The sequence below is a fragment of the Burkholderia savannae genome (genome assembly GCF_001524445.2).
Classification (GTDB): Bacteria; Pseudomonadota; Gammaproteobacteria; order Burkholderiales; family Burkholderiaceae; genus Burkholderia; species Burkholderia savannae.
On record NZ_CP013417.1, the window covers coordinates 3,511,244 to 3,532,428 of the forward strand.

19 protein-coding genes are annotated in these 21,185 nt (G+C 68.2%); 3 read left to right on the forward strand and 16 right to left on the reverse strand.

What is annotated here, in order from left to right; all coding sequences use genetic code 11:
- Window positions 1-39: 39 nt before the first annotated feature.
- Entirely contained in the window at window positions 40-861 is an 822-nt protein-coding gene (locus WS78_RS17200; protein WP_059575762.1) for a hypothetical protein, read from the forward strand.
- Window positions 862-988: 127 nt separating this feature from the next.
- On the opposite strand, the gene WS78_RS17205 is transcribed toward WS78_RS17200, so the two are convergent.
- From WS78_RS17205 to WS78_RS17255, 10 genes are all read right to left on the reverse strand, one after another.
- Window positions 989-4,186 carry an error-prone DNA polymerase gene (locus tag WS78_RS17205; RefSeq protein ID WP_059575760.1) on the reverse strand — a complete coding sequence of 1,066 codons (3,198 nt, stop codon included), beginning with the start codon at window positions 4,184-4,186 and terminating at the stop codon, window positions 989-991.
- 5 nt (window positions 4,187-4,191) lie between these two features.
- Window positions 4,192-5,667, reverse strand: a complete 1,476-nt coding sequence (locus tag WS78_RS17210; protein ID WP_059575758.1) for a Y-family DNA polymerase — start codon at window positions 5,665-5,667, stop codon at window positions 4,192-4,194.
- Window positions 5,600-6,310, reverse strand: coding sequence for a translesion DNA synthesis-associated protein ImuA (gene imuA, locus WS78_RS17215; RefSeq protein WP_038751601.1), 711 nt, complete (start codon window positions 6,308-6,310; stop codon window positions 5,600-5,602). Before imuA ends, WS78_RS17210 begins: the two co-directional genes overlap by 68 nt.
- 175 nt (window positions 6,311-6,485) lie before the next feature.
- A complete protein-coding gene (ltrA, locus tag WS78_RS17220; protein WP_059582608.1) occupies window positions 6,486-8,009 on the reverse strand; it encodes a group II intron reverse transcriptase/maturase in 1,524 nt (507 codons plus the stop codon).
- 1,176 nt (window positions 8,010-9,185) lie between these two features.
- Window positions 9,186-9,980 (reverse strand): ABC transporter ATP-binding protein, encoded by a 795-nt coding sequence (locus WS78_RS17230; RefSeq protein ID WP_059584383.1) that lies wholly within the window; start codon window positions 9,978-9,980, stop codon window positions 9,186-9,188.
- Window positions 9,981-10,877 carry an ABC transporter permease gene (locus WS78_RS17235; RefSeq protein WP_059584381.1) on the reverse strand — a complete coding sequence of 299 codons (897 nt, stop codon included), beginning with the start codon at window positions 10,875-10,877 and terminating at the stop codon, window positions 9,981-9,983.
- Window positions 10,878-11,121: 244 nt separating this feature from the next.
- A complete protein-coding gene (locus WS78_RS17240; RefSeq protein ID WP_059584377.1) occupies window positions 11,122-12,093 on the reverse strand; it encodes an ABC transporter substrate-binding protein in 972 nt (323 codons plus the stop codon).
- Between the two features lie 259 nt (window positions 12,094-12,352).
- A complete protein-coding gene (locus WS78_RS17245; protein ID WP_038751611.1) occupies window positions 12,353-13,171 on the reverse strand; it encodes a MetQ/NlpA family ABC transporter substrate-binding protein in 819 nt (272 codons plus the stop codon).
- Window positions 13,172-13,324, reverse strand: a complete 153-nt coding sequence (locus tag WS78_RS17250) for a permease (protein ID WP_081989920.1) — start codon at window positions 13,322-13,324, stop codon at window positions 13,172-13,174.
- Entirely contained in the window at window positions 13,321-14,955 is a 1,635-nt protein-coding gene (locus WS78_RS17255) for a methyl-accepting chemotaxis protein (RefSeq protein WP_059584375.1), read from the reverse strand. Before WS78_RS17255 ends, WS78_RS17250 begins: the two co-directional genes overlap by 4 nt.
- Window positions 14,956-15,142: 187 nt before the next feature.
- Between WS78_RS17255 and WS78_RS17260 the strand changes: the two genes are divergently transcribed.
- Window positions 15,143-15,433, forward strand: a complete 291-nt coding sequence (locus tag WS78_RS17260; protein WP_038750623.1) for a YciI family protein — start codon at window positions 15,143-15,145, stop codon at window positions 15,431-15,433.
- A 232-nt stretch (window positions 15,434-15,665) separates the two neighbouring features.
- Here WS78_RS17260 and WS78_RS17265 read toward each other — a convergent pair whose 3' ends face one another.
- From WS78_RS17265 to WS78_RS17285, 5 genes are all read right to left on the reverse strand, one after another.
- Window positions 15,666-16,283 (reverse strand): SCO family protein, encoded by a 618-nt coding sequence (locus tag WS78_RS17265; protein WP_038750515.1) that lies wholly within the window; start codon window positions 16,281-16,283, stop codon window positions 15,666-15,668.
- Window positions 16,284-16,302: 19 nt separating this feature from the next.
- Window positions 16,303-17,205, reverse strand: a complete 903-nt coding sequence (cyoE, locus tag WS78_RS17270) for a heme o synthase (RefSeq protein WP_038750518.1) — start codon at window positions 17,203-17,205, stop codon at window positions 16,303-16,305.
- 12 nt (window positions 17,206-17,217) lie between these two features.
- Window positions 17,218-18,327, reverse strand: coding sequence for a COX15/CtaA family protein (locus tag WS78_RS17275; RefSeq protein WP_038750521.1), 1,110 nt, complete (start codon window positions 18,325-18,327; stop codon window positions 17,218-17,220).
- 43 nt (window positions 18,328-18,370) lie between these two features.
- Complete coding sequence (locus tag WS78_RS17280) at window positions 18,371-19,012, reverse strand: SCO family protein (protein ID WP_038750625.1); 642 nt, start codon at window positions 19,010-19,012, stop codon at window positions 18,371-18,373.
- Window positions 19,013-19,076: 64 nt separating this feature from the next.
- The gene (locus WS78_RS17285; protein WP_038750524.1) at window positions 19,077-19,790 is read right to left on the reverse strand and encodes an SURF1 family protein; all 714 of its coding nucleotides are present in this window, start codon (window positions 19,788-19,790) and stop codon (window positions 19,077-19,079) included.
- Between the two features lie 87 nt (window positions 19,791-19,877).
- Between WS78_RS17285 and WS78_RS17290 the strand changes: the two genes are divergently transcribed.
- Entirely contained in the window at window positions 19,878-20,087 is a 210-nt protein-coding gene (locus WS78_RS17290) for a twin transmembrane helix small protein (protein WP_004200193.1), read from the forward strand.
- A 157-nt stretch (window positions 20,088-20,244) separates the two neighbouring features.
- Here WS78_RS17290 and WS78_RS17295 read toward each other — a convergent pair whose 3' ends face one another.
- Window positions 20,245-21,102, reverse strand: coding sequence for a cytochrome c oxidase subunit 3 (locus WS78_RS17295; protein ID WP_006024431.1), 858 nt, complete (start codon window positions 21,100-21,102; stop codon window positions 20,245-20,247).
- Window positions 21,103-21,185 lie beyond the last annotated feature (83 nt).

Consider the following 21,185-nt stretch of genomic DNA (forward strand, 5'->3'; position numbering starts at 1 on the left):
GCCAGAGCCGCAGCGATGCGCATCAGAGAGAAATCGTGCATGAACTCGATCACCATCACGCCAACCAATCTTGTCGACATCGTTTGTCCCGTGCTGGAAGGGATGGCGCCCGGCGCGCTCCAGCGCGCGCTCGTCGACGCGTTCGACGCCGAGGCGGATTCGCTCGCGCGCATCGAGCATGCGTTCAACGCGCTCACGTCCGGCAAGCCGTCGAAGGAGGCGCTGCGCGTCTTTTTCGCGAGCTGGTCGAAGACCAACAACTCGGCGGCGAGCGTGTCGGGCCTCGCGAACCGCGTGACGCTCCTCGCGCGCTCCGATCCGGCGTCGCCCGCGTCGGCGAAGCTCTACGACGCATGCGGCAGCCTGCAGCGCATCACCGACGAGGATCTCGGCGCGCTCGGCGGCACGCTGCACGCCGACCTGTTCTACAACATGGCGACGACGATCTGCGGCGACGACGCCTGGCTGCTGAAGGCGAACTGCCTCGCGGCCGCGCAGGCGTTCAAGGACTGGACCGACGGGCAGCGGCTGCGCAACCGCGATCTGATGCAAGGCCTCCTCACGACGCTCGTGCACGAGGTGTACACGCACGGCGAAGTCGAGTTCATCCATCCGCTGTTCAAGACATGGTTCGAGCATCGGATGAACGTCCCTGCCGAGCGCGTGCGCTTCGTCCTCGCATGGGTGACGGTTCATACGGGCGGCACCGAGAGCGCGCACTTCGCGCATGCCGTCCAGGCGGTCAAGACGTTCTGCGACGCGATGGACGTGCGGATCGATCCCGCATCGTCGACGGAGCTGTTCCGCGAATATCTGCGCCGCAAGGCGGCCGTCATGCAGGAATGCGCGGCCGCGCTTTGAGCGCGCGAGCGGGCCGCCGCGCCGCTTGACGAAGATCGCGCGCCGCCTTCGGGCCGCGAGCGGTGCCCGGATCGATGGATCGCGATCGCGCGGCAAGCGCCCGCCGCGCCGCGTGTGCCGGCGAGCGTCAATGGAACTCGCGGCTCTCGGTCCGCAAGCCGGCGATGAGCGGCGTCAGATCCTCGAGATATTGCGCGACGAGATGCCGGACGTCGCTCTCGCACTGCCACACGCCCGACACCGCGAGCAGCCGCGAATCGAGCGTCTCGCGCCGCTGCCGCTCGAGCAGCTCCGGCCGCACGATCACGTTCACGCAGCCCGTCTCGTCCTCGAGCGTGACGAACAGCACGCCCTTCGCGGTGCCCGGCATCTGCCGCGCGGTCACGAGCCCGCATGCGCGCGCGAGCTGGCCGTTGCGGCGATCGCGCAGCGCCGCGGCGGACGACAGCCGCCGCGCGTCGAGCGCGGGCCGCAGCAGCGCGACCGGATGCCGGTTCAGCGTGAGGCCGATCGTGTGATAGTCGGCGAAAACGTCGTCGGCCTCGGACGGCGCGCCGAGCGCGGGCTTCTCGGCTTCGTCGATCGGCGCGGCGGCGAGCAGATCGCGCTCCGGCACCGCGGCGACCGCCTGCCACAGCGCATCGCGGCGATTGCCGGCCAGCGTCGCGAACGCGTTCGCGGCGGCGAGCGCCTCGAGATCGCGGCGCTCGAGGCGCGCGCGGCACGCGAGCTCGTCGACGCTCGTGAACGGCCCCGCCGCGCGCGCCGCCTCGATCCGCCGCGCGGCGTCCTCGCCCAGGCCGCGCACGAGCGACAAACCGAGCCGCACCGCCGGCTGCCCGCCGGGCGGCGCCGCGCCGGGCCGCGCTTCGAGCGACGCTTCCCAGCCGCTCGCCGACGCGTCGATCGGCAGCACCGTCACGCCGTGGCGCTTCGCGTCCTGCACGAGCTGCGCGGGCGGATAAAAACCCATCGGCTGGCTGTTCAGGAGCGCCGCGAGAAAGATCGCCGGCTCGTGGCACTTGAGCCAGCTGCTCGCATAGACGAGATGCGCGAAGCTCGCCGCATGGCTCTCCGGAAAGCCGTATTCGCCGAAGCCCTTGATCTGCTCGAAGATCTGCTCGGCGAACTCGGGCGGATAATCGCGCTCGCGCATGCCGTCGACGATCTTGCGCCGATACTGCTCGATGTTGCCCTTGCGCTTCCACGCGGCCATCGCGCGGCGCAGCTCGTCGGCCTCGCCGGGCGTGAAGCCCGCGGCGATGATCGCGATCTGCATCACCTGCTCCTGGAAGATCGGCACGCCGCGCGTGCGCTCGAGCGCCTGCTTCAGATCGTCCTTCGGATACGTGACGGGCTCGAGCCCCTGCCGCCGCTTCAGGTACGGATGCACCGCGCCGCCCTGGATCGGCCCCGGCCGCACGATCGCGACCTCGATCACGAGATCGTAATAGTCGCGCGGCCGCAGGCGCGGCAGCATCGACATCTGCGCGCGCGATTCGATCTGGAACACGCCGACCGTGTCCGCGCGGCAGATCATGTCGTACGTCGCCGCGTCGCCCTGCTCGATGTGCGCCATGCCGAACGGCTTGCCGTCCCGCCCGCCGCGCCACGCGGTGACCATGTCGAACGCGCGATGCAGCGCGGACAGCATGCCGAGCGCGAGCACGTCGACCTTCATCAGCCCGAGCGCCTCCAGATCGTCCTTGTCCCACTGGATCACGCGCCGCCCCTCCATCGCCGCGTTCTCGACCGGCACGAGCCGCGTGAGCTTGCCGCGGCTGATCACGAAGCCGCCCGAATGCTGCGACAAATGGCGCGGAAAGCGCAGCAGCCGCGCGGCGAGCTTGGCCCACTCGCGAATGAGCGGCGTGTCCGGATCGAGCCCCACCGATTCGAAGCGCGCGAGCAGATCGCGGCTGCCGTCGAACCAGCGATGCTCCTTCGCGACCCGCTCGACGAGCATCGGATCGACGCCGAGCGCCTTGCCGGTCTCGCGCAGCGCGCCGCGCGGGCGATAGGTCGACACGGCCGCGGCGAGCGCCGCGCGATCATGGCCGTATTTCTCGTAGAGATACTGGATGACTTCCTCGCGGCGCTGATGCTCGAAGTCGACGTCGATGTCGGGCGGCTCGCCGCGCTCGCGGCTGATGAAGCGCTCGAACAGCAGCGTGCTGCGCTCGGGGTCCACCTCGGTCACATGCAGGCAGTAGCAGACGACCGAGTTCGCCGCCGAGCCGCGCCCCTGACACAGAATGTTCTTGCTGCGCGCGTATTGGACGATGTCGTGAACCGTCAGGAAATACGGCTCGTATTCGAGCTCGGCGATCAGCGCGAGTTCGTACTCGATTCTTTTCCGCACCGTTTCCGGCACGCCGCCGGGATAGCGCGCGCGCGCGCCCGCCCAGGTTTCCTGCGCCAGATAGCTCGCCGGCGTGTAGCCTGCCGGCACGATTTCGTGCGGATATTCGTAGCGCAGCTCGTCGAGCTCGAAACGACACGCATCGAGAATCCGGCACGTCTGCGCGAGCGCGTCGGCCGGAAACAGCTTCCCGATCCGATGGCGCGTGCGCAAATGCTGCTCCCCGTTCGGCGCGAGCGCGTAGCCGCATTCGGCGATCGGCATGCCGAGCCGAATCGCCGTCATCGCGTCTTGCAGCGGCTTGCACGAGCGCCTGTGCATCGTCACGTCGCCGAGCGCGACGACGCACATTCCGCGCCGCTCGCCCGCCGCCCGGACTGCCTCGCCATGCGCGCCGTCGAGCGCGCGCTGCAGCTGCACGAGCCCGAGCCGCGCGCGCGCGCCGAACAGCGCGTCGAACCACGCGAGCTGCGCGTCGAGCATGTCGGCGCGCGCCGGATACGTCGGCACGAGGATCGCGAAGCAATCGGGCACGCCGCGCAGATGCGCGAGCGCCGGCGGCGGCGCGGCCAGCATCCGCGGCGTGAGCCGGTAGGTGCCCTTCGGCGCGTCCATCCGCCGCCACGAAATCAGCTCGGACAGGTTGCCGTAGCCTTCGCGGTTCCGCGCGAGCAGCACGAGGCCGAACGCGCCGGGGCCCGGATCGTGGCCCGGCGCGGCGTCGTCCGGCGTCACGTCGAAGTACGCGCCGACGACGAGCGGCAGCCCCTTCGCCTTCGCCGCGACGTGCATGCGCGGCACGCCGGCGAGCGAGCATTCGTCGGTGATCGCGATGCCGCGATAGCCGTGCGCCGCCGCGCGCTCGACGAGTTCGTCCGCCGACGACGTGCCGTGCAGGAACGAGAAGTTCGACCGGCAGAACAGCTCCGCGTAGTCGGGCAGGATCTTGGATGCCGCATCCATGCCGCTCACCCGAAGAGGCCGTGCAGGAACCAGCACTGCCTCGCCGCGCCGCTGCCGCGCTCCTGGTAGACCCAGTAGCACGCGCCATCGTCGTCCTGCGCGATGCGATAGTCGCGCTCGACGAGCGGGCCGTCGAGCCAGCCGGCCTCGATCCGCTCGATCGACGACACGAACCTGAGCGGCGTGCGATAGAACGGCCGGTTCTCGCGCATCGCGAGCGGCAGCGGCTGGTCGAGCAGCCATGCGGGACGCGGAGCCGCGACGCCCGGCACGGCCGGCCTGCCCGCCGGCGCGCCGAGCGGCAGCCAGCGGTTCGCCGCCTCGGGGCGATGATCGGCGACGGGCGCCGCGCGCAGCACGTTGTCCGCGCCGAGCCGCGCGCTCAGGAGCTCGACGAGCCGCGCGCGCGCCTCGCGGGTGCCGCCCGGCTCCGGAAACAGATCGTCGGCGGGCGGCGCGACCGATTCGACGCGCGTCGCCGCCAGGCGCACCGCGATCACCGCGGCGGGCAGCGCGACGCGCGCGAGCCGCTCGCCGAGGAGTCGCATGAAGTGCGTCTCGTCGCGCGCGGGCTCGGCGAACGCGAGTTCGAGCGACGTCGGCGGCACCGCCTGGCGGCCGCGCTCGTGCTCGAGCGCGAACGTCATCGCCGACAGCGACAACTGCCGCGCGGCGAGCCAGCCGCACAGCTGCACGACGAGCCGGCGCGCGACGAACAGCACGGCTTGCGCATATTCGACGCGCTCCGGCAATTCGAGCCGAGCGTCGAACACGGGCGGCACCGCCATCCAGGCGAGCGGCTCCGCGACGTCGCCGTACGCACGATCGAGCGCGGCGACGAGCGCGGGACCGCAGCGGCGCGTGAGCCCCGCGCGCGGCAAGCGGCGCAGGTCGGCGAGCGTGCGGCAGCCGAGGCCGTCGAACCAGCCGGCATACGGACGCGCGGCGGGCAGCAGCTCGCACGGCAGCGCGTCGAGCGCGCGCGCGAGCGATGCCGCCCGCACGATCCGCCGCCGCGTGCGCGGCCGGCCCGGCGCGCGCGCGAGCAGCCATGCGCCGCGTCCCGTCGGCGCGGCGGCAAGACGCGCCGCGTAGCCGAGCGTGGCGAGCGTCGCGCGCACTTGCCGGCACAGCGACGGCAGGCCGCCGAACAGCCGCAGGCTTGCGCCGACGTCGACGACGAGCGTCGCTTCGTCGTCGAGCGCGACGCATGGCGAGAAGCGCAACAGCGCGAGCGCGACCGCGCGCAGCGCGTCGGCCTCGCGCGCCGGATCGCGCTCCACGAGCCGCGTGCCGGGTGCGAGCGTCAGCACGCCGCCGCGCTTCATGCCGGCGCGCACGCCGCGCGAACGCGCGGCCGCATCGGCGATCAGCACGACGCCCTGCTCGAGCACCGCGCAGCCGTCGCCGCCGTCAGGCGACGACGGCGCGCACACGTCGAGCGGCAGGCGCGGCAGATGAATGCCGAGCAAGACGCGCATAGCGGCCCTCCACGATGGGCGACGGCAATTCGAGCGAAAGCGGCTCGCCGTGCGCCGGCCCACGACGCTTGACGATCTCGACCGACACGCCGCCCGGCGACGGATGCAGCGCGACGCGCAGCATCGCGGGCGACGGCTGCCGCGCGGCGGCCAAGGGCCGAAACATCACGAACAGCGTATCGCCCGCACGGGCGGCGGCGAGATGCAGGCGGCGCAGCGCATCGGCGCGCGTGTTCTGCTGCCACAGCAGGAGCGCGCCGCAGCAGCCGGTCTTGAGCGCCTGCTCGGCCGCCCACAGCGCGTTCGCGCCGCTGTCCGCGCGCAACCACAGCAGCGCGTCGAGCGGCACGCCGAGACTGGCGAGCGCGCACGCGTGCGGCGGCTGCGGCGGCGCGACGAACGCAAGCGGCCGCCGCGCGCTGCCGGTCGCCGCGAGCGCGGGCGCAAGCACGCGCATCTCGCCGCAACCCGCGTGGGGCACGAGCAGTTCGACGAGCCCGCCGAGCGGCCAGCCGCCCCCCGGCAGCTCGGCCGACAACGCCGCATGGCCGGTATCGACCGTACGCGGGCCGCCGCGCGCGAGTTGGGAGCCTCGCCAAAGCGACGGATGCAGCGATTCGAGGGAAAGGGAGGAAGCGGACATCGCATTGCCGATTAGTCGGGTAGCGACGACGCATTGCTGCGCCGCCGCCCCCTAAGAACCGTACGTGCGAGTTTCCCCGCATACGGCTCAAGCCTCTATAAGGCCAGTGGTTAAACTAACCCGGCGGCACAACGTACCGACCGGCGTGTGTACCTGCTTTATGGCAGCACGCGTACTAGCTGCGGCCGCTCCCCTTGCGGTGTGCGCGGGAGACCCGACTTCGGATCGCAGCACGCTGCGCGAAGTAGGTGTACCACTCACGGTCGTAGGGGTTGGCGTCCGACTGGACTTTCGGATGCCGTTCGATGGTTACGCTTGCCGCCGACCGAAGCGTCCGAAGCAGGGGATGTCCGCTATCGTCCACTTGGTCGGTGGCGGCGGCGAATACCCATCGTCGCAGGCCGATTTGGTGGAAGTACCGTCGTCGTACCCATTCCGGAGGTTTCTTGGGGTGGCGTCGCTTGGCCCATTGCCATATTGCGTACCAGATATGGCTGTCCACGTTCGAGAAGGTCTCCTGAGCAACAACGTGGCGGTGATACATGGCCCAGCCGGTTATCACAGGATTCAGGGCGTCGATCAGCAGATGCTGCGGCGCCGACCATAGCCGTCTAATGATGTCCCGAACCTTTTGCAGGAAGGACTGCACGTTCTTCCGCGCCGGTTTGATAAGCAACTTCTTGCCGTATCGCCGGATGTTCTGGCCAAGGAAATCATAGCCTTCTGTCAGATGGGTGATTTTCGTCTTCTCCGGAGCGAGTTCCAGTCCCCGATCTGCAAGAAACGCGGTGACTGCCGGAGTAACTGTGTCTTGCAACACTTCCCGGCTCACTCCAGTGATGACGAAGTCATCGGCGTATCGCACAAGATTGACCTTGTGGGCTATGCGATGTGACGGGTATTTGAAGACGGACGATAGAACCTTGTCCAACCCGTTCAACGCAAAGTTGGCGAGCACCGGGCTGATGATGCCGCCCTGTGGCGTCCCTTCGGTTGTCCTCGCGAATACACCGTCCTTCAAGTAACCGGCCCTCAGCCATTTCGCCAACACGGCCTTGTCCGTCGGCACGTGCTTTAGGAGCCACGTGTGGTCGATGTTGTCGAAGCAGCCGCGGATGTCCGCTTCGAGAATCCACTGCGCCGAAACCCGTGCGCCCCGGTCTTTTGGGTTGCCGTGGTATCGGGCGTTCATGAAGCATTGTGCTATCGCGTCATGAGTAGATCGCTCTTTTCGGAATCCATAGGATTGCCCGTCGGAGATCGTTTCGGATACGGGGTCGAGGGCGAGCAGGTGTAGGGCCTGCATCGCCCGATCTCGCATCGTGGGGATGCTCAGCGGACGCAGCTTGCCGTTACTTTTGGGTATATAGATTCGCTTCAGCGGCAGCGGTTGATAGCCGCTCCGTGTCAGAGAACCTATCGCCATGTATTTGGCATCCGGGGTCGACCAAAGCACTTTGTCGACGCCCGGTGTACGTTTGCCTTGGTTTTCCGTCACTCGTTTAACGGCTAACGCTTTGCCGTAGAACGAGGTGGTCAGTAGCCGCTGCAGGGCCTTGACCCTGTTCCAGCGACCGGCCTGTGTCGCCTTCACGATACGTGCCTGCATTCTTTTGACCGTGGTGTGGGCCGTGTCCCAGTCGATGCTGTGCCACGACGTACCTTGGTCGGCCAGTGCACACGTTGACTGCTCGTTCATTTGCTTTCTCGCCTTCAAAGATTACGCAAGTTATCTCGTGATGAGAGACCAGTTGGAAGTCTGCCCACTTTCGTGTCGAGCGATGTTTCAGCCCGTATCCCGGCCATTACGGTCAGGCGTTCGCTTTCTCCAACCTCCTTTACCCACTCCGCCACCAGCTTTCCTTGCGGTTGGCCTGCCCGGTACGGGCGACGGGATGGGCTTACCCTGTTCCGCTATCGCAACGAGATGACGAAGGTTTCCTCTTTACGCCGGCGATGCCATGTTCTGCGTGCACCCACTACAGACTGAATGCACCCGATCGCTTAGCTTTTGCCCTCAGCCTGACAGCACCTTTGGCTGGACTGTGCTCACGACGCTTGCGAGAATTCACTTCCGTTAACCATGCCATCCAAGCCCTTACGGCTCCCGCATCGGTGCTTGCAGGTGTCACCTTCACCTCGCGGCTCGGGCTAGGCCTCGCGGCCCCGGTTGTTGTCCCCGATGCTCCGCACCCCGCCGTTACCAGCGACGCACGATCGAGTGGGCTACTGCTGGCAGAACAGCAGGTCTTGTCCGGTTGCTATTGGCAAGACAGTTGTGATAGCGACTTTCAGGTCGCACCTGTATGTTTGTACAGTATATGGCAACGCATCCGCGACGCACAGCAACCGATGCGAAACCGGCCATTCGGCAGAGGAGTGAACGGAAAATCGATTCGGAACCCGCCGCGTACCGCGCGCAATGCGCTCTCGGCCGCGCCGGCCCGACCGCCGCAGGTTCGTCGCCGGCAGCCGCCCGAGACCGCTCGCGCCGGCCGGCCGCGGCGTCCGCCCGAGCAAAGCGGCGACAGTGACCGCAGTGGCCGCGGCGCGCACGAAGCCGCCACCGCCGCGCGTGCCGGAACGAAGCCGCCGCGCGTGAAGCCCGAACGAACGGCTCGCCCTCGTCGCAAGCCGCGGGCCGCGCGCCACGAACCACAACCCACGAACCACGAGCCGCAAACCGCAAGCCACACCCATTCGTCGACCGCCCGGAACGCCGTGCGCGACGGCCGCCACGCCGCGCAACCATCGATCGCGCAACCGTCGCGCAACCCGCACAACCCGCACGACAACCACGACACAGCCGCTCCGCTGCCCGCCGCCGGAACCGCGGCCGAAGCGTCGGCCCCGCCCCACCGCCGCCGGCAGCCCGTCAGCCGAGCAGCAACGCGTCGTCGTCGAGCTTCTCGTGCCGCGTCTTCTCGAACAGTTGCAGCAGGTCCGGCACGTCGAGCCCGCGGCGCTCATCGCCGGACACGTCGAGCACCACCTGCCCCTGATGCAGCATCACCGTGCGCTCGCCGTAATCGAGCGCCTGCCGCATGCTGTGCGTGACCATCATCGTCGTCAGCTTGCTCTCGGCGACGATCCGCGCGGTCAGCTCGAGCACGAACGCGGCCGTCTTCGGATCGAGCGCGGCCGTGTGCTCGTCGAGCAGCAGAATCCGCGACGGCCGCAGCGACGCCATCAGGAGGCTCACCGCCTGCCGCTGCCCGCCCGACAGCAGGCCGATGCGATCGGTGAGCCGGTTCTCGAGCCCGAGATTCAGTAGCCGCAGCTTGTCGCGAAACAGCTCGCGCGACGCGCGGTTCAGCGCCGATCGAAAACCGCGCCGCGCGCCGCGCGCCATCGCGAGCGACATGTTCTCCTCGATCGTCAGCGCCTCGCAGGTGCCCGCCATCGGGTCCTGGAACACGCGCGCGACGAGCGGCGCGCGAGCCCACGCGGGCTTGCGCGTGACGTCGACGCCGTCGATCGCGATGCGCCCCGAATCGACCGGCTGATCGCCGCTCACCGCGTTCAGGAACGTCGATTTCCCGGCGCCGTTCGAGCCGATCACGGCAACGAACTGGCCGTTCGGGATCTCGAGCGACAGCCCGCGCAGCGCGCGCGTCTCGATCGGCGTGCCGGGATTGAACGTGAGCTTCAGGTCTTGTGCGGACAGCATTTACGCGCCTCCCGTCTTGCGTGCGAACAGCTTCCTGCGCGTCGCGGGCAGCACGAGCGCGGCCGTCACGAGCACGGCCGTCACGAGGTTCAGATCCTGCGCCTTCAGGCCGATGAACTCGCTGTTCAGCGCGAGCGCGATGAAGAAGCGATAGAGGATCGCGCCGAGCACGACGGCGAGCGTCGTGAGGAAGAGCCGCCGCGCGGGCAGCAGCGTCTCGCCGATGATCACGGCGGCGAGACCGATCACGATCGTGCCGATCCCCATCGAGATGTCCGAGCCGCCCTGCGTCTGCGCGAAAAGCGCGCCCGCGAGCGCGACGAGCGCGTTCGACAGCGCCATGCCGGCGAGCGTCGCGCGGCCGGTGGCGACGCCCTGCGCGCGCGCCATCCGCGGATTCGCGCCCGTCGCGCGCATCGCGAGGCCGAGTTGCGACGAGAAGAACCAGTCGAGCCCGAGCTTCGCGATCACGACGACGACGGCGAGCAGCGCCGGGCGCAGCACGTAATCGGGCACCCAGTCGGGCTGCAGCACCGTGAAGAGCGTGGGCTCGGTGATGAGCGGCACGTTCGGCCGGCCCATGATCCGCAGGTTCACCGAATAGAGCGCGATCATCATCAGGATGCTCGCGAGCAGATCCATGATCTTCAGCCGCACGTTGAGCCAGCCGGTGACGAAGCCCGCGCACGCGCCCGCGGCGATCGCGGCGAGCGTCGACGCGAAAGGATCGTGGCCCGCGGCGATCAGCGTCGCGGCGACGGCGCCGCCGAGCGGAAAGCTGCCGTCGACGGTCAGATCGGGAAAGTTGAGGATGCGAAACGAGATCAGCACCCCGAGGGCGACGAGGCTGAAGATGAGGCCGATCTCCAGTGCGCCGAGAAGAGAGAAAAGGGACATGGTTGGGGAAATCCTGTTGCAGCGTGCTGCGCGTGGCGGAACGGGGCGCGGCGAACGGCGTCGCGCGGCAAGCGCGGCGGCCGCGCCCGGACCGGCTCGGACTGGCCCGGACTGGCCCGGACCGCCCGCCGCGCGCGTTGCGCGCTTCGTCGCGGCCCGCCGACGCGCGTCGCAGCCCGTCGGGACCGCCCGCGCGCGCCGACCGAGCCGCGTCGTCCGTCTTCCGACGGCTCGCGCGCCCGCGTTACTTGATGACCGTCTGCGCCTCTTTGACGAGATCGGGCGCGAGCGTCACGCCCTGCTTCGCGGCCGCATCGGTGTTCACGAACAGCTCGAGGTTGCTGCTCGTCTCCGATGCGATCGCGCCCGGCTTCTCGCCCTTCAGGATGCGCGCGACGACCTTGCCCGTCTGCCGGCCGAGGTCGCCGTAGTTGATGCCGAGCGCCGCGATGCCGCCGCGCTTCACGCTGTCGGTGTCGCCCGCGACGAGCGGAATCTTCGCCTCGTTCGCGACCTTCACGAGCGATTCGTACGCGGACACGACGTTGTTGTCGGTGTTCGTGTAGATCACGTCGACCTTGCCGATCAGGCTCTTCGCGGCCGGGCCGATGTCGACGGTGCGCGGCGCGGCCGCTTCCTTGAGCGTCATCCCCTGCTTCGCGAGGATCTCCTTGAGCGCCGTCACGACGACGACCGAGTTCGCCTCGCCCGGGTTGTAGACCATGCCGACCGTCTTCGCCTTCGGCACGACGCGCTTGATGAGCGCGACCTGCCGGTCGAGCGGCAGCTTGTCGGACACGCCCGTCACGTTGGTGCCCGTCGGCCCCCAGCCCTTGACGAGCTGCGCGGCGACGGGATCGGTCACGCCCGAATAGACGACGGGCACGCTCTTCGTCGACGCGACGACGGCCTGCGCGGCGGGCGTCGCGATCGCGACGATCACGTCGGGCTTGTCGCCGATGAACTTGCGCGCGATCTGCGCGGCGGTGCCCGTGTTGCCCTGCGCGCTCTGGTATTCCCACTTGAGCTTGTCGTCGCCGTAGCCCTCGGCCTTCAGCTCGGCGCGCACGCCGTCGCGGATCGCGTCGAGCGCCGGATGATCGACGATCGACAGCACCTTGACGGTCTGCGCGTGCGCGGCGCCCGCGCCGAGCATCGCGAACGCCGCGACGCCCGCCGCGATCGAATGAGCGGCAACGATCTTGAATCGTTTCATGAGTCTGTCTCCCCCGGTTCTGAATGGTAGGCGGGCCGCGCTCCCCGGAACGTGCGCGGCCCGCGCCGCCGCGCCGAAAAACGGGCGCGGCGACAAGCGTCCGAGGATACCATTTCCGCAGACTATTCAATATTTCGGGACAGTACCGACGAGCCCGAGCCGGCGGCCCGCGCACCGCTTCGCCCAAAGAGCCTTCGCCAAAGCAAAAGGCCCGCGCGATGCGCGGGCCTTCCGGCGATTCGAGGCTATCGGGCGGCGCTCAGAACGACGCGACCATCGAGCCCTTGAACTGCTTCGCGATGAACTCCTTCACTTCCGGCGACTGATACGCCTTCACGAGCTTCTTCACCCACGGCTGATCCTTGTCCTTCGCGCGCACGGCGATCAGGTTCGCGTACGGGCTCGTCAGCGATTCGAGCGCGATCGCGTCCTTGGTCGGCTGCAGGTTCCCCGCGAGCGCGTAGTTCGTGTTGATCACCGCCGCATCGACGTCGGACAGCACGCGCGGCAGTTGCGCGGCGTCGAGCTCGGTCAGCTTCAGCTTCTTCGGGTTCTCGGCGACGTCGAGCACGGTCGCGTTGTTGCCGCCCGTGCCCGCGCCCGCCTTCAGCTTGATCACGCCTTGCGTCTGCAACAGCAGCAGCGCGCGGTTCTCGTTCGACGGATCGTTCGGCAGCGCGACCTTCGCGCCCGCCGGCAGATCCTTCAGCGATTTGAACTTCTTCGAATAGACGCCGATCGGCGAGATGTACGTGAGGCCCGCGCTCACGATCTTGTAGCCGCGCTGCTTCACCTGACTGTCGAGGTACGGCTGGTGCTGGAAGCTGTTCGCGTCGAGATCGCCCGCGTCGAGCGCCGCGTTCGGCTGCACGTAGTCGTTGAACTCGATCACCTTCACGTCGAGGCCCTGCTTCTCCTTCGCGACCTTCTGGACGACCTGCCAGACCTGCGCGTCGGGGCCCGCGACCGTGCCGACCTTGACCACCTTGCTCTGCGCCTGCGCGCCGACGGAAACGGAAAGGGCGGCCGCGCCGGCCGCGACGGCGGAAACAACTTTCAGGAGAGTGCGACGCTTCATCTATGTCTCGCTTGCTTGCAGAACCATCCAGGCTCGATAGAGGGGGCGCGACGGCCTGACCGGCCGGGCCGCGCTGACGAAAGCGCAGATGGTGTCACAAGATCGCAAGGCTGTGAAATACATCCCGCTCATATAGGTATGGGATTGCGTCATGCGAGCGCCGGCTCGACGCGGCCGGCCGATGGGGCCGCGCTCGGGCCGCCGCCCGCCGCCGCGCCCGCACCGGCAGCCGCGCCGTCGCCGACCTGGAACGCGCTCACCGATTCGCGCAGCCGCGCCGCCTGCTCCTGCAGCGACGACGCGGCGGCCGCCGCCTCCTCGACGAGCGCCGCGTTCTGCTGCGTCATTTCGTCCATCTGCGTGACCGCTCGGCCGACTTGCGAGATCCCGCTCGACTGCTCCTCGGACGCGGCCGCGATCTCGCCCATGATGTCGGTCACGCGCCGCACCGCCTGCAGGATCTCGGTCATCGTCTCGCCCGCCTGGCCGACGAGCGCCGAGCCGTTGTGCACGCGCTCGACCGACGCGTCGATCAGCTGCTTGATCTCCTTGGCGGCCGTCGCGCTCCGCTGCGCGAGCGAGCGCACCTCGCCCGCGACCACCGCGAAGCCGCGCCCCTGCTCGCCCGCGCGCGCCGCCTCGACGGCCGCGTTCAGCGCGAGGATGTTGGTCTGGAACGCGATGCCGTCGATCACCCCGATGATGTCGGCGATCTTCTGCGAGCTGTCGTTGATCTCGCCCATCGTGCCGATCACGCGGCTCACGACGTCGTTGCCCTTCAGCGCGATCTCGGACGCGCTGTTCGCGAGCCCGCTCGCCTGCCGCGCGTTCTCGGCGTTCTGCTTGACGGTGGCGGTCAGCTCTTCCATGCTCGCCGCGGTTTCTTCGAGCGATGCGGCCTGCTGCTCGGTGCGCTGCGACAGATCGTGGTTGCCCGCGGCGATCTCGTGGCTCGCCGCCGCGATCGACTCCGCCGCCTGGCGAATTCCGCCGATCGTCGCTTGCAGACGGCCCTGCATGTCGCGCATCGCGGCCATCATGCTCGACTTGTCGCCCGCGCGCACCGCGACGGGCCGGCTCAGATCGCCCGACGCGATCCGCGCGGCGAGCGCGGCCGCCTCGTCCGGCTCGCCGCCCAGGCTCGCGCGCACGTTGCGGATGATGACGAGCATCGCCGCGGTGATCACGAGGCCGATCACGAACACCACCGCGAGGTGGCCGACGAGCGTCTCGTAGTAGACGGTGTCGATGTCCTTCACGAACACGCCGCTCGAGATGTTCCAGTCCCACGGCGCGAAGCGCGTCACGTAGCTGATCTTCGGCACCGCCGTCTCGCTGTGCGGCAGCCGGCCGCGATACTCGGCGAAGCCGCGCCCGCTCTCCTTCGCCGCGTTCAGGATCGTGACGAAGAGCGGCTTGCCGTCCGGGTCCAGATAATCGCCGACCTGCGTGCCGACGAGCTTCGGCAGCGTCGGATGCATCAGCACGACCGGCTTCGAATCCATCACGAACAGATAGCCGGAATCGCCGTAGCGCATCGCCGACAAGCGCTCGAGCGCTTCGCGCCGCGCGTCGTCGTCGCTCATCTTGCCGCTCTGCGCGAGCGCGTGATACGCCTTCACGACGCCCGCCGCCGAATCGACGAGGTTCGCCATCCCTTCCTTGCGCTCGGCGAGCATCGTCGCGCGCGTCTCGAAGGCGCTCCACGCGCCTACCCCCAGCAATCCGATCCATACGAGCGCAAGCGCCAGCCACAGTTTGCGGTTCAAGCTCATTCTGTTCATCGTGTGTGCCTTCCCGTGTCGTGTTCGTTGCGCACCGTCCGCGCCGCGGCCCCGGCCGCGAACGATCGCTGCCGCTATTTACGGCACGCCGGCTTACAACTTGAATGGAAGCGCGACGGCGAAGGCTGTGCTACAAGGTCGGCTCGGCCGCGGCACCGCGTCGCGGCCGCTTTTCGACGAGGTCTGCATGTACGTGATCGACATCCGCTACACCGCGCCGCTCGAGCGCATCGACGACGCGCTCGAACGCCACCGCGCCTATCTGCAGCGCCAATTCGACGCCGGCGTGTTCGTCGCGTGCGGGCCGAAGGTGCCGCGCGACGGCGGCGTGATCCTCGCGGTGCGGATCGACCGCGACAAGCTCGACGCGATCCTCGAAACCGATCCGTTCGTCACGGAGGGGCTCGTCACGTACGCCGTCACCGAATTCAGGACGACGCGCGTCGCGCCGGGCGTCAATCTGCCGGCGCTGCCGTAAGCGCTCGCGGAATCGGCCAGCGCGGGGAAGATGCGCGACGCGGGCCGAATCGCCGGAAAGCGGAACCGGCTGCCCGGCGCGAACACCCCCGTGCGCGCGACGCTCGCCGCGGCGCTCGCAGCCGCCGCGGCGAGCACGCGGCCCTCGCGATGAAGAACACCCCGAAGGCCGGACGGAACGTCCGGCGCTTCGGGGTGCGTGTCGTATCGGCGGACAGCCGCTCGTTCCGGCGTCAGTCGAGCAGCAGCTTCAGATCGTGGACCCACGGCCCGGGCCCCTGGCCGTCGCGCACGAACAGGCGCAGCTTGCCGTTCGGATCGAACACGTAGCTCGCGGCGGTGTGGTCCATCGTATAGCTGTCGGGCGTCTTGCCCGGCACCTTCGCGTAGTACACGCGGAAGTCCTTCGTCACCTTCTTCAGTTGCGCTTCGTCGGCGGGCCGCAGGCCGATGAACGTCGGGTTGAACGCCGGCACGTACTGGCCGAGAAGCGCCGCGGTGTCGCGCTCCGGATCGACGGTGACGAACAGCACCTGCACGCGCTTGCCGTCGGGGCCGAGCTGCTGCAGCGCCTGCGACAGCTCCGCCATCGTCGTCGGGCACACGTCCGGGCAATGCGTGTAGCCGAAGAACACGACAACCGCCTTGCCCTTGAATTCGCCGAGCGTGCGAACCTTGCCCGTCGTGTCCGGCAGCGCGAAGTCGCTGCCGAATTGCGTGTTGCCGGTGATGTCGAGATTCTGGAATGCGGGCTGCTTGTCGCAGCCCGCGATCAGCAGCGCGCCCGCGAGCGCGCAGGCGAACAACCAGCCGCGCTGCGCGCGGCGGCGTGCGAACAGGGATTTGAGCATTGCAATCGAACCGTTGGAGTTACATCCCGATCACGGGACGTGCGTAATGGTCGACGAGGAGCGCCGCGAACAGCAACGACAGATAGACGATCGAATAGCGGAACGCGCGGCGCGCGAGCGCATCCGAATAGTCGCGATAGATCTTCCACGCATACGCGAGGAAGATCGCGCCGAGCAGCACGGCGCTCGTCAGATAGACGGCCCCGCTCATCCCGGAGATGAACGGCATCATCGTGACGGCGAACAGGATCACCGTGTACAGCAGGATGTGCAGCCGCGTGAACTTCTCGCCGTGCGTGACGGGCAGCATCGGCAGGCCCGCGTTCTCGTAGTCCTTGCGGCGGTACAGCGCGAGCACCCAGAAGTGCGGCGGCGTCCACACGAAGATGATGAGGACGAGAATCCACGCGTCGCCCGGCACCGCGCCCGTGACGGCCGCCCAGCCGAGCGCGGGCGGCATCGCGCCCGACGCGCCGCCGATCACGATGTTCTGCGGCGTCATCGGCTTGAGCAGCAGCGTGTAGATCACCGCGTAGCCGACGAACGTCGCGATCGTGAGCCACATCGTCAGCGGATTCGTGAACGTGTAGAGCGTCCATGCGCCGAGGCCGCCCAGCACGGTGGAGAACGCGAGGATCTGCGCGGTCGTGATCTCGCCGCGCGCGGACGGCCGCCACGCGGTGCGCCGCATCATCGCGTCGATCTTCTGCTCGACGAGGCAATTGATCGCGAACGCCGCGCCCGCGAGCAGCCAGATGCCGACCGTGCCGCCGAGCAGCACTTTCCACGGCACCATCCCCGGCGTCGCGAGGAACATCCCGATCACCGCGCAGAACACGGCGAGCTGCGTGACGCGAGGCTTCGTCAGCGCCAGATACTGGGAGAGGCGGCTACCGGGCGTTTGGGAAAGTGTGGTGTCCATGTAAGGTCAACGTCACGCGGGCGCGGCGTCGCGCGCGGGTTGCGCGACGCGGCCGGGACGGCTTGAAAGGATGCGAAAGTTTAGCATGACGACGAGGAGAAGCAGGATCGCGGCCCCCCCGTTGTGCGCGACCGCGACGGGCAAAGGCCACTGCAGCACGATATTCGTCAAACCCGTGACGAACTGCAGCACCACGACGGCGAGCACGCCGTTCGCCGGCCGCCGCAGCGACGCGAAGCGGCGCATCTTCAGCGCGAACGCGATCAGGTACGCGACGACGACGAACGCGAACGTCCGGTGCGTCCAGTGGATCGCGACGAGCGCGTCCTGCGTGATCGCGTCGCCGTCGTTCGTCATGCCGAGCGCGCGCCACAGATGGAAGCCGTTGCGGAAATCCATCGGCGGAATCCACGCGCCGTTGCAGGTCGGGAAATCGGTGCACGCGAGCACCGCGTAGTTCGTGCTGACCCAGCCGCCGAGCGCGATCTGCGCGACGAGCAGCACGAGCGCGGCGAGCGCCGCCGCGCGATGGCGCCCGGCCTCGGGCTCGTGCGCGGGCAGCGGCGTCTGGCGCGCGGCGAGCCAGCCGAGCGTGCCGAGCAGCGCCAGGCCGAGCAGCAGGTGGATCGTCACGATCACGGGCTGCAGCTTCATCGTCACGGTCCATGCGCCGAACGCGCCCTGCACGAGAATCAGCAGCAACAGGCTCGTCGGCCACCACGGCGACACGTGAAGCGGCTTGCGGCGCAGCCGCGCGGCCCAGGCGATCACCGTCTGCGCGATGATCAGCACGCCGATCGCCATCGCGAAATAACGATGGATCATCTCGATCCACGCCTTCGTCATGCTGACGGGCCCCGTCGGCATCGCCTGATGCGCGGCCGTGATCGCCGCGTGCGCGATGAACGGCGACGACGTGCCGTAGCAACCCGGCCAGTCCGGGCAGCCGAGGCCGGAATCGGTCAGGCGCGTGAAGCCGCCGAACATCACGAGATCGAGCGTGAGGAACGTCGTCAACCAGACGAGCTTGCGGAATTTGTCGTCGTCGGCCTTCACCCACACGTACGACAGCGGCAGCAGCGCGATGCAGAGGCCGATCAGGCCGAGTTGCAATAGATACATCTGAATCTCTCTCTTACCCTCTATCGCCGGTCGCGGCCGGCGCTCAACCGATGCTCGACCACTTGAGGAGTTTCGTCACGTCGCTCTTGATCTTGCTCGGGTCCGGATTCTTCGGGAAACGCATCATCAGGTTGCCGTTCGGATCGACGAGATAGAGGTGATCGGCAACCTGCGTGCCCGCGTCGGCGGGCAGCCATGCGGCGACCGCGGCCGGATCGGCGCGCAGCGTGCGCGTGTCCGGATACGCGTCGGCGATCGCCGCCGGCACGTTCGCCGCGTCGCTCTTGAGCCACACCATCGTGATCCGGTGCCGCTCGCCCGCCTGCGTCGCGCGCACCTGGCGCATGAAGTAGAGCTTTTTCGCGCACGCGTCGCCGCACGCGCCGCCGTCTTCCATCACGAACAGCCACACGCCGCGCAGCGACGCGAGCGGCACCGTCTTGCCCGTCTCGTCGACGACGCTCAGATCGGGCGGAATCGGCCGCTGCGGCTCGATCAGCGTGCCGTAGTTGGTTGCGCCGCCGCGCGGCTTGATCACGTAATACGTGAAATACGACGCGATCACGGGCGCGGCGCACACGAGCGCGAGCGCGAGCAGCACCCAGCGGCCGCGCTTCCAAGAACCGCGCTGCGCGGGTGCCGCTTGCTGGCCGCGTTGCGGCTGCGTCGGACGGGAAGATTGCATCACCAGAAAGACCTCTTGAAACGATGGACGTCGCGCGGCGCCGCGCGACTCGCCTGCGCCGCGCTCACGCGTCGCCGGATTGCTTTTTCGCCGCGCGGCGCGCGGCATACAGGCCGAAGCCGGCGGCGGCCGCCGCCATGCCCCACCACTGGAACATGTAGCCGTAGTTGCGCTCGACGCCCGTCGTCGGCGCGGGCCAGTCGCGCACGAGCTTGTCGCCGTCGTCGCTCGTCTGCTGAATCACGAACGGCTGCAGCGGCAGGCCCGTTTCGTGCGCGTACGCGGCGGCGTCGAGATTCTGCCGGATCTTTTGACGCTCGGCCGAGCCGCCCTCGCCGAGCTCGAACGCACGCGACGCGTCGCCGCGCGCGATGCCCTCGACCGTCACGTCGCCCGCGGGCGTCGCGAACGGCTCGATCGCGGTGCGGTCCGCGAAATTGCGCGGCAGCCAGCCGCGATTCACGAGCACATAGCCGCCGTTCGCGAGCTTCATCGGCATCACGACGTAGAAGCCCGGCTGATCGTTGTACGGCCGGTTGTCGAGAAACACCGCGAGTTCCGGCATGAAGCGCCCGACCGCGCGCACGCGATGAAACTCGATGTCCTTCAGCGCGACGCTCTCGCGCGGCACGTCGACGGGATTCGCGTGCTCGTAGCGCGCGATCCGCGCCTCGAGCGCCTCCTTCTGATGCGCGCGATCGAGCTGCCAGAAACCGAGCCGCACCGTCACCGCGATCACCGCGAGAATCAGCAGCGCGGGCAGCCAGCGAATCTTCATCGCGCCGCCCCCCGGGCGCGACGGCCGCCCGACCGAAATGCGATAATGAATTTTTCTTCCTCTAACTGCCGGTTACCGGTTTGCTTCATGCACATTCTCGTTCCGATCGCCTTCGTACTCATCATCGCCAGCATGGTGTCGGCGCTGTATTTCATGATGCACGACCGCGGCCATACGAAGCGGATGGTCTGGTCGCTCGCGATGCGGGTCGGGCTGTCGATCTCGCTGTTCCTCTTCATCCTGTTCGCGAACTGGATGGGCTGGATTCATTCGACCGGCATTCCGATCGGCCGCTGATGCGGCATAACGCCGCACGCATGCCGCCCATTCAAGCAAAAGCGCCGCCCGACGAAGTCGGGGCGGCGCACTGGTCGGCCCGCGGCGCTTCGGCGCGCATCGCAACGCCGACGAACCAAGCAAACGGCCCGCGCATCACTGCGCGGGCCGTTTCGTTTTACAGCCAGTAGACGACGACGTACAGGCCGAGCCAGACGACGTCGACGAAGTGCCAGTACCACGCGGCGCCTTCGAAGGCGAAATGGTGATCCGGCTTGAAGTGGCCGCGGATCATCCGCACCAGCACCACCGCGAGCATCGTGCCGCCGAGAAACACGTGGAAGCCGTGGAAGCCCGTCAGCAGGAAGAACGTCGAGCCGTACACGCCGGAGCCGAGCGTCAGGTTCAGCTCGTTGTACGCGTGGAAGTATTCGAAGCCCTGCAGGAACAGGAAGCACACGCCGAGCACGAGCGTCGCGGCGAGCCATGCGATCGCCTTGCCGCGGTGATCTTCGCGCAGCGCGTGGTGCGACACGGTCAGCGTCGCGCCCGACGACAGCAGCAGCGCGGTGTTGAGGGTCGGGATCGGCCACGGGCCCATCGTCTTGAAGTGGCCGACGAGCGCGCCCGGGCCTTCGTTCGGCCACACGGCGGAGAAATCCGGCCAGATCAGCTTGTAGTCGAGGCTGCCGAGCTGATGCATCGCGATTTCGCGCGCATAGAACAGCGCGCCGAAGAACGCGCCGAAGAACATCACTTCGGAGAAGATGAACCAGCTCATGCTCCAGCGGTACGACTTGTCGACGCGCTTGCCGTACATTCCGCCTTCCGACTCGGCGATCGCGTCGCCGAACCAGTGATACAGCACGAACAGCAGCCACAGCAGGCCGACGAGCGCCGTGTAGGGCGCCCACGGCTCGCCGTTGACCCACAGCGCGAACGAGCCGAGCATGATCAGCAGGCCGATGGCCGCGCTGATCGGGTGCTGCGACGGGTGCGGCACGAAATAGTACGGGCTCTCGTTTTGACCGGTCATGCTTGATTCTCCGCTTCAGTCCAATTTGTTCCGGAACGATCCGGCTTATTTCTCAGGCGGCGCACGCGGCGCCGCCTCGCTTT